Origin of the sequence: Candidatus Cyrtobacter comes, from assembly GCF_034470605.1 — a bacterium.
Taxonomy (GTDB): Bacteria; Pseudomonadota; Alphaproteobacteria; order Rickettsiales; family Midichloriaceae; genus Cyrtobacter; species Cyrtobacter comes.
In genome coordinates this window covers 18,091-27,456 of the sequence record NZ_JARGYT010000006.1, presented here as the reverse complement: position 1 = coordinate 27,456, position 9,366 = coordinate 18,091, and the positions used below count along the sequence as shown (strand labels likewise).

Below are 9,366 nucleotides of genomic sequence, written 5' to 3'. Positions count from 1 at the left end.
GAAACAACCTTTTATCCATCTAAATACCATATTTATCGCCTCCAATATAATATTGCATCTTTTCCATTATTTGGCAAAACCTTTGTTAACAGTGCCTAAGCGCTAAAAGATAGATAAGTAATAATACAAAGCAGATTATTGGCGGTTTTATTAGTCATTTAAATTGAGAATAATTCCAAAAGCGGTTTGCGGTCTTCTTAAATTCAGAATGCTAGTTATCGTTTTTGCCATTTTTTGTCAGTTACTTCTCTCTATGAAGTTTATCATATTTTTGTGCTGCTATAGTAAGTGAAGTTGAGATTTGCATATTGAAAGAATTTAACTAAAGAATCATAGAGATAAGCAAAATGACCAATATTGCCCTCTCTAATCCACCTTTTTATATTAGCCAAGAATATATCTATTGAATTCAAATCTTGTGAATAAAAAAACACTACATTACAGCTGACAGATTTAATTTCTATGGCTATTTTGTGATTTATGAAATGATTCATCATACCTGATCAGGTTTTAGCTCATTAATTAAGAATTTCAAAAATTTGAGTATTGCAAGAACCTGGTGCTGTTGGCTTATTATATAGCTGAAGCGTCATAGAAATGGTACATGACTAATTTTAAAAATAGGTTAGTTATCATTAGGTTAAGTTTAATAAAATTACTTTTTATGCAATCATTTTATACCGCCTTAGCTATAGTAAATCCATACAATATAGCCTTTACGCTACCTTAATTTACTATAATTTAAAAATTCAAAAGACCTATCAATAGGTAAAGATGCTACAGCTTTTTTCATAATATTATACTTTTAAAGATCTCCTCATAATCAAATTAGAAACCAACGGAGCTATAGAAAATCAATTACTACAGAGCATCTGTTGGCTACTTCTTTTTTTTGCATAAATACAAAAAAGCATAATAAAAGAATATATCCACACACTATTTAGGGTATTTAGGGCCCCAACCTGAGCCCTAATAGATCATGCCATTTTATTCTAATAAAACCCAAAAAGTTTATGAATTTTTCCTCTGATAATCATTAGCTGCCTCTTTTATTGCATCCTCTGCTAACATTGAGCAATGAATCTTGACTGGTGGGAGAGAAAGCTCTTTAGCAATATGAGAATTTTTTACAGCTAATGCTTCCTCTATTGTTTTTCCTATAATCATTTCTGTAGCAAGGGAGCTTGAGGCTATTGCAGCTTGGCACCCAAATGCTTTGAATTTAGCATCAATAATTCTACCTTCTTCATCAACTTCAATTTGCAGCTTCATAACATCACCGCATGCAGGCGCCCCTACAATTCCAGTTCCAACTTTCTGCGACCCTTTATCTAATGATCCCATATTTCTAGGATTAGCAAAATGATCTAATACTTTTTCATGATATGCCATAAATATTTACCTTAAAAAATTTAACTAAAAATTTTAATGTTCTAACCAACGTACAGATTTTAAATCTACACCCTCCTGCACCATTTCCCAAAGTGGACTAAGTTCGCGCAATCTTAACACGCTCCTTTTTACACTTGCTATCGCTGTATCTATCTCTTCATCAGTAGTAAATCTTCCTATTCCAAATCTAATTGAGGTATGGGCCAGCTCAACATCAACGCCAAGAGCATTAAGAACATAAGATGGCTCTAGGGATGATGATGTACATGCAGAGCCAGAAGAAACCGCAAGATCCTTTATACCACCTATCATAGACTCCCCCTCTATACAGGAGAAGCTAATATTTACACAACCAGGATACCGCATACTTGTTGATAACGGCCCATTAAGATATGTATTTGGTATATCGTTAAGTATACTACCTACGAATTTATCACTAAGTTTTTTTATTCTTTCATATTCACTATACATTTCCATCTTTGCATATTTAGAAGCTGAACCAAGTCCAACTGCTAGAGGTGTAGGAACCGTTCCAGATCTCATACCTCTTTCTTGACCACCACCATTTATTATAGGCTTAATCCTAACCCTTGGCTTTCTGCACACATATAGAGCCCCTATACCTTTTGGACCATAGATCTTATGGCCAGAGATGCTTAGCAAATCTATATTCATATCTTTCACATCAAGTGCAATTTTGCCAAAAGCTTGAGCAGCATCTGTATGAAAAAATACACCCCTCTCCCTGCACATAGCACCAATCTCCTTCAGAGGCTGTATTACGCCTATTTCATTATTAACAGCCATAATAGAAACAAGTACCGTATCTTTCCTAATTTTAGATTTCAAATCATCAAGGTCTATAAGGCCATATTGATTCACAGAAAGATAAGTAATTTCAAAACCCTCTTGCTGCAGGTATCTAAATGTATCAAGAACGCATTTGTGCTCTGTTGATACGGTAATTAAGTGCTTACCCTTATCTTTATAAAAATTAGCAATACCTTTTATTGCAAGGTTATTGGATTCTGTTGCACCTGAAGTAAATATCATATCCTTAGAATCCGCATTTATTAGGCTCGCTACTTCATCCCTAGCATGCTCCACAGCTTCCTCAGCTTCCCATCCGTAAGCATGGCTCCTAGAATGTGGATTCCCAAACTTTTCAGTGAAGTATGGAAGCATATCATCTAACACCCTCTTATCTAATGGGGTTGTTGCCTGATAATCCATATATATTGCTCTGTTAGTATCCATTTTTGTCATAAATCAATAAAACCTACTATACATTGTCTCCCAAGCGCATATAAACCTATCCGCTTCTTTAATGGTATTAGCCGGAGATAAGCTTATCCTAATTGCGGAATTAGCTATCTTTTCCTCATATCCCATCGCCGCTTGAACATAAGGAGTTCTCATCGCCCCAGATGAACATGCTGAGCCCGCGCTAAGCATTATACCATCCATATCAAAATGGATGAGCTGCGCCTGTGCTGATGCAACCACCATCCCTATAGAGGATGTGTTTGGCAATCTTGGAGAATCTTTTCCAAAGATGATCGCATTACCTTTAGATATTGAAAGGATCTTATTTTCTATATAATCCCTCAACTCACTGGTTTTTGCATACAAACTAATGCTGCGCTGCAGTTCTTCTACAGCTGCTTCAAAACCCCTAATAGCTACTATATTATACGTCCCTGGTCTTAAATTATATTCCTGATTTCCGCCGAACATTATTTGAGATGGCTCTATGCTCTTTTTATATATAAGCGCACCAACCCCAGTAGGACCGCCAAATTTATGTGCTGATATACTAATCATATCAACTTGCGTTTCAGAAAGATCAATTTTAATCCTTCCCATACACTGAATTGCATCCGTATGAAGGTATACTCCATATGCTGAACATATGTTCAGTACTTCGTGAATTGGCTGTAGCACACCAGTTTCATTATTCGCCATCATCACAGAAACAATCGTATTTTTATCACCTATCTTACTAACAGCTTCCTCAAGCTTTGAAAGATCAATTTGCCCATTTTTTAGAACCGGTATACAGCTGATTGCTTTTGGATTATTAAGCACAGAGCTGTGTTCTATACTAGAAGTAAAACATCTATCAAAGGAGCTAATAGCCATATTATTTGCTTCTGTGCCAGAAGATGTAAATATTAACTTATAATCATCTCCAGCATTCAATTTTTTTAATATATTAGCCCTAGCCCTTTCTAGAATTTTTTTAGCTCCCTTGCCAACCATGTGTACGGAAGAGGGATTCAAAGCATTTGGAAGTATTTCTACCATTGTGGCAGCCACTTCAGAAAGTGGTGCTGTGGTGGCATTATTATCAAAATATATTACTTTATCTTGGATTATCCCTTTATAACCAAGGGGATCAAAAAGTTCTGCATGATCTTTTAAACCAGCAATCTCAGATATTCTCAAAGATGAAAGATAGCTAATTATATTGTTTTCTATTCCCTCCCAGATTTTATGAGCTTTGCATACTATACCACCAGGCATACAACCGGCGCCTCTACATCTTGTCATCTCGATCTTTTCACCGGCCGCCCTAATTATATCCAAAACTGTTATATCTCTATTGGTAAAACTATACCCACCACCAGGTCCTTTAAATGAAGACACTATATTTGCTCTTTTTAAATTAGAGAAAATTTTCTCCAAATAGGCAATACCAATCCCCTGACTTTCAGAAATCTTAGAAAGCTGTACTGGCGCATCTAGACCAAGAGAAGCAACCTCAATCATAGACATAACAGCATATCTACCCTTAGTACTCAAAAACACTTTATTTTACCAAACAATCAATCTATACCTACATAAACTCGGTACTATATAATGTGCCGCTCGGAGTGATATCCTAGGATAACCTCCTAAAATAGTCAACTTTTATAAAATTAGTTTTGTTATTTTTATAACAATGAAAACAAAAGACGTAATTATTAACGGACCAGCTGGTAGGATCGAAGGCAGATACCATAAATCCGAAGACTTTAGCCATCCAGTTGCACTAGTTCTGCATCCGCACCCTCAACAAGGCGGAACTATGAACAACAAAGTTGCCTACAGCATGTTCCATTCATTCGCAAAAAAGGGATTTTCCGTACTTAGATTTAATTTTAGAGGCGTTGGAAGATCAGAGGGTGAATTCGATAATGGCGTGGGTGAACTACTTGATGCTGCCATAGCTTTAGATTGGTTGCAATCACAAAACCCTGGCGCGCCTGCATACTGGGTCGCTGGATTTTCCTTTGGAGCTTGGATCGCCCTACAACTCTTAATGAGAAGACCAGAAATAGTAGCATTTATAGTAGCATCACCGCCAGATTATGACTTTAGCTTCCTAACTCCCTGCCCAACTCCAGGCTTTATAATACATGGCACTGATGATGAGGTTGTTTCCGAAGCAACTGTATTTTCCCTATATGAAAGGCTTAGCAAACAAAAAAATTCCTCTATAGAATACTTTCCTATATATGGAGCAAACCATCTTTTTAAAGGTAAGATACCAGAGCTTTCTAATGAGGTTGAGAGATATATATCGGAAAATATGTCTTTACGTACATTACAGGGCGTTCTTAAAAAGGATAGAAGGAGAAGGCAACCAAGCCATCAAGTAACAGAAGATAGTGGTGGTGGTGATGATGGTGGTGATGATGTTTAAATAAGCCTCTCATAAATAGTCAGGCTGTATTTTGTGTAAAATTCAGTTTTGTATTTATTCACAGAATAAAGCGGCTTGTAAATCTCTTGATGTGGCTTAGAATCCATATTTCTGGACTAAGTAGACAAAGCATTTGACAAAATGCTCTAAAATAGTTAGCATCCAATCCCTTGTTTCCTTGGTTCGTTAAATATTGATGACGCAAAACGTTCCTCTTATGCCTAAGGCTACCGCAACCTGGCTTATAAAGAATACCTCTTTAACATTTAAGCAAATTGCTGATTTTTGCGGCTTTCATGTTGCGGAAATTCAGGGTATGGCAGATGGCGAAGTTGCTAGAGGAATAAAGGAGATTAGCCCCATACACAATAATCAGCTCACTTATGAAGAGATTAAAAGATGTGAAGCGGATTCTACTGTTATGCTCAGATTCTCTGATCATGCTACTCGCATGATGGTTAAGGAGAAGAAGAAAAGAAAAACGTCTAAATATGTACCTGTGGCACGTAGACAAGATAAGCCCAATGCGGCGTACTGGCTGCTAAAGAGCCTCCCTCAGATTAGTGTTTTTCAAATAGCAAAGCTTATAGGGTCTACAAAAGCTACGGTTTCATCCATTAAGGATAAAACGTATAAAAATTTCGCATCAATACAAGCAAAGGATCCTGTCCTTTTAGGATTATGCTCTCAAACAGATTTAGATAAGCTAGTTGAGTCTATATCACCACATCATGATAAAGATGACATAAAACAACCTGATTAAGCGCTTAGAGCCATACAGCAAATCAATGTATTAACATCTCTTTTATGCTTGAGATTTGTTAAAGTCTTTACTTGCTGCGAGTGTGTTTATAGACTGGTAGTTTGTTTTTGCTTTTAGTTACATGAGTAGCTTGACGGCCCTGAATACGTATCTTGAGCCACTTAATAGAATATTCCAAGAGGATGGGGTAAATGAAGTATCAATAAATAGACCGCATGAAGCATGGATAGAAAAGAGTGGTGATATATATAGCGAAAAAATACCAGAATTGGATTTTGATCATCTAAAATCACTTGCCCTACTTGTAGCACAATCTACAGAACAAAAAATCAGCGAAGAGACACCACTACTTTCAGCTACATTACCTAACGGGTTTAGGATACAGATAGTTATTCCACCAGCATGCGAGGTAAGAACTATAGGAATATCAATAAGGAAGCCATCTTCAATGAACCTTGATCTTAATGGTTATGAAAAATTGGGCGCATTTGATAGTACTACAATCAAAGAAGAGGTAGATGAAAAAGGTAATGAGCTTGCCACACTACTCAATCAACAAAAAATAAAGGATTTTTTATATAAATCAGTAATTTACAAGAAAAACATAATAATAAGTGGCGGTACGTCTACAGGGAAAACCACATTTACCAACGCAATGCTTAGGGCCATTCCTAGCGATGAGCGTATTATTACTTGCGAAGATGCGAGGGAGATAGTACTAAACGATCATCCTAATAGATTGCATTTATTAGCATCTAAAGGTGGGCAAGGTAGAGCAAATGTCACAACACAAAACCTTATAGAAGCCTGCTTAAGGCTAAGGCCAGATAGAATAATAGTCGGAGAGCTTAGGGGGGCTGAGGCATTTAGCTTTTTAAGGGCTATAAACACAGGGCATCCTGGCTCCATATCAACTCTACATGCAGATACACCAATAATGGCCTTAGAACAACTTAAGCTTATGGTTATGCAGGCCGGCCTTGGTATGCCGCCTGATCAGATTCGTGAATACATACTTAACGTAGTTGATGCCGTTGTACAATTAAAACGTGGAGAAAAGGGGCGTAGATATGTATCAGAGATATATTTTAAAAATACGAATAAAGCCTGATTGTACAGGAGGGGCTTCATTTTTAGCAGATCCAAACCTGATGGCATAAAATGGCCCCCTCCATCTTGGGCCATTTGGGGAAGGGCGAATCCGTGTTGTGGCGCACTTTGATTCGTCTTACCAAGCAAATTGACTCCATTAGCAAAAACATACAAATGGTATTTTTTATCTTGATCTGTCATTACCTTTTAATAAAAAGTATATGTCCGCAATATGTTCTGCCCATATTCCAAACACATTCTCTTCTTTGTCTATAAGCAAAGAAAGCTCATATTCCACACGTAAAAACTCCCAACCTAAAATAGTTATGCCTATATTCGCTGTAGTATTCACCTGAGCACATTTCAGTATACCGAGAAAAGTTTTCTATTTTATAGAAAGTGCAACTGATTGAAGGCTGCGCTGATTATTTTTTTCATATTATAGTTAAAGCGGTATAAAATCATTACATAAACAGTAACTTTTTTAAACTTAACCCAAGCTAATTTAAATAACTATATCTTTTATATAAGAATTCATACATCTACTTCTGTAGTTTTGAGATCTTCAAACCTATAGGACTTAGGTTTGGTTGCATTATAAGTTTCAGGAATGATATAAAAAACTGAAACATAAAGTGCAAAGAGAAGAAAAGGTAATGTAAGGAATGTGCTTAGTTTCAAACAGCCCTCTTCACGTTGTTAAACATAATACGATCATCCATTTTACATACCATAACAAACCCATAAACTAGCACGAAAGCCTCACTCCAGAACACGAAAGCCAGAGCTCAAACTGTAACTTAAAGAATTCCCAGGAAGCGGAATTAAGTAGATTTGTTACATAAGGCAACATTCAAGCTACCTAGTTATCACTTCATAAGGATGGCACTCCATTAATCAGCTATAATATAAACGCATTTTACAAGAAATTTTTACTAAAGCGCCAATATAGCTAAGTCAGTATAAAACGTCCTATAAAATAGGAGTTAAGAAGCTAGAGCAATTATTGCGCCATTTTATATATCTTCGCTATAACATTTCTGTTGAAGTAGATAGTTTTACATTTTGATTTAGATTCATTTTAAAGCGCCTATAAAGCCTAGGTACTTTGAATAGATTAAATTTCATCTAATCTTCGGTATAGATATAATGTAGAGCTTGATTTAAGATGTTTTGCTAACTTTCGATTTAGCTTTAGTAAGGAATTTTCTTCGTCACTACAATCTCTATATATTAATGTACATTTTCCTAAATTATTACCTGCATTATCTGTACAAATAAATCGAAATTTATTTACGTTCAAAAATTTTAATTTTGGAATAATGAGTTTAGCATTTACCATTGGCTTTATTAAAGCATCAACTGGTTTCGATATACACCAATTCATACGTATAGTTTGACTATCACTATCAGTATTACCTGGCAATGGCCAAACACTTAACCATATTGGATTAATGTTTCTATTTTTACTCTCCGTAAACGCCATACTGTATGGTAACCGATTTAACTGATCTAATGCTTTATAGTAATCTTTGTCAAAACCATATGTTGGTAAAAATTTTTTACCATAAGACCAGATAAACTTGATACAGGGATATAAAACAGGTATCGCTTTTATAATTGAAGTGATTGAATTAATTAAATTTGAGTCCATAGCTTTTAGTTTGGAAGTATAAATATAATATAGCGACACAATAAAAAGAGGCATGTAAATGAAGTTTAAAAAACTACTTTCCATAACATCCATCACCACAAAAGGCCCATAAATCAGCACGAAAGCCAGAGCTCAAACTATAACTTAAAGAATTCCCAAGAAGCTAAATTAAGTAGATTTGTTACCTAATGCAACATTCAAGCTACCTAGTTATCACCTCATAAGTATGGTATTCTATTAATCAGCTATAATATCAGTATATTTAGCAGAAATTTTTGGGATTGCTAACAAAAGATAGATGGTATTTTAGACTTACCTAATCTATTGAATAGTATAGAGTCGGTATGCCTTGGAGTAGCATTTTTCTGTTAAATCTAGCTAAATAATGCCTTAATAAAGAATGATAAGATTCAACCAAGCAGCCTTTGTAACAAAATATCTTGTTCTTATGATAAATTTAAACAAGATTATTATCAGTTGCTATTACAGCTATTTTATTTGAGGTAAATAGATAATACCGCCTATATTATTATAGCTTATGCTAATTCAGCGTAAATCACTATAGATACGATGTTAAAGAGTCTACTGTAAGTCCCAATCACGCTGAATCATTTCAGATAATGGCTGTGAAAGCATAAAAAAGAACGAGCAGAGAAGATATGATAAGGATCTTTAGAAATTTACCCTACCCTATACTACTGCATAGGGTGTATTCTTGTATCTCAAAAGAAACGGAGAGACAGTAGCAGTAAATAAATTCACTTTTATGGCCATACC

The 9,366-nt window shown here is 35.5% G+C and carries 8 protein-coding genes; 3 read left to right on the top strand and 5 right to left on the bottom strand.

What is annotated here, in order from left to right; all coding sequences use genetic code 11:
- Window positions 1-1,011: 1,011 nt before the first annotated feature.
- The 3 genes from iscU to Cyrtocomes_RS00970 are packed head-to-tail and all read right to left on the bottom strand — an operon-like array spanning window position 1,012 to window position 4,197.
- On the bottom strand, window positions 1,012-1,392 hold the full coding sequence (gene iscU / locus Cyrtocomes_RS00980; protein WP_322497348.1) for a Fe-S cluster assembly scaffold IscU: 381 nt from the start codon (window positions 1,390-1,392) through the stop codon (window positions 1,012-1,014).
- Between the two features lie 33 nt (window positions 1,393-1,425).
- Complete coding sequence (locus Cyrtocomes_RS00975) at window positions 1,426-2,658, bottom strand: IscS subfamily cysteine desulfurase (RefSeq protein ID WP_322497347.1); 1,233 nt, start codon at window positions 2,656-2,658, stop codon at window positions 1,426-1,428.
- Between the two features lie 3 nt (window positions 2,659-2,661).
- Entirely contained in the window at window positions 2,662-4,197 is a 1,536-nt protein-coding gene (locus Cyrtocomes_RS00970) for an aminotransferase class V-fold PLP-dependent enzyme (RefSeq protein ID WP_322497346.1), read from the bottom strand.
- Between the two features lie 139 nt (window positions 4,198-4,336).
- On the opposite strand from Cyrtocomes_RS00970, the gene Cyrtocomes_RS00965 reads away from it, so the two are divergent.
- The 3 genes from Cyrtocomes_RS00965 to virB11 all read left to right on the top strand — a co-directional run bounded on the left by Cyrtocomes_RS00965 (window position 4,337) and on the right by virB11 (window position 6,954).
- Window positions 4,337-5,080 carry an alpha/beta hydrolase gene (locus tag Cyrtocomes_RS00965; RefSeq protein ID WP_322497345.1) on the top strand — a complete coding sequence of 248 codons (744 nt, stop codon included), beginning with the start codon at window positions 4,337-4,339 and terminating at the stop codon, window positions 5,078-5,080.
- Between the two features lie 196 nt (window positions 5,081-5,276).
- A complete protein-coding gene (locus Cyrtocomes_RS00960; protein ID WP_410519685.1) occupies window positions 5,277-5,843 on the top strand; it encodes a cell cycle transcriptional regulator TrcR in 567 nt (188 codons plus the stop codon).
- A 121-nt stretch (window positions 5,844-5,964) separates the two neighbouring features.
- Entirely contained in the window at window positions 5,965-6,954 is a 990-nt protein-coding gene (gene virB11 / locus Cyrtocomes_RS00955) for a P-type DNA transfer ATPase VirB11 (RefSeq protein ID WP_322497344.1), read from the top strand.
- A gap of 165 nt (window positions 6,955-7,119) precedes the next feature.
- Here the strand turns inward: virB11 and Cyrtocomes_RS00950 are convergent, their stop codons facing one another.
- Entirely contained in the window at window positions 7,120-7,287 is a 168-nt protein-coding gene (locus tag Cyrtocomes_RS00950; protein WP_322497343.1) for a hypothetical protein, read from the bottom strand.
- 765 nt (window positions 7,288-8,052) lie between these two features.
- Window positions 8,053-8,673: a hypothetical protein gene (locus tag Cyrtocomes_RS00945; RefSeq protein WP_322497342.1), complete on the bottom strand. Its 621-nt coding sequence runs from the start codon at window positions 8,671-8,673 to the stop codon at window positions 8,053-8,055.
- Window positions 8,674-9,366 lie beyond the last annotated feature (693 nt).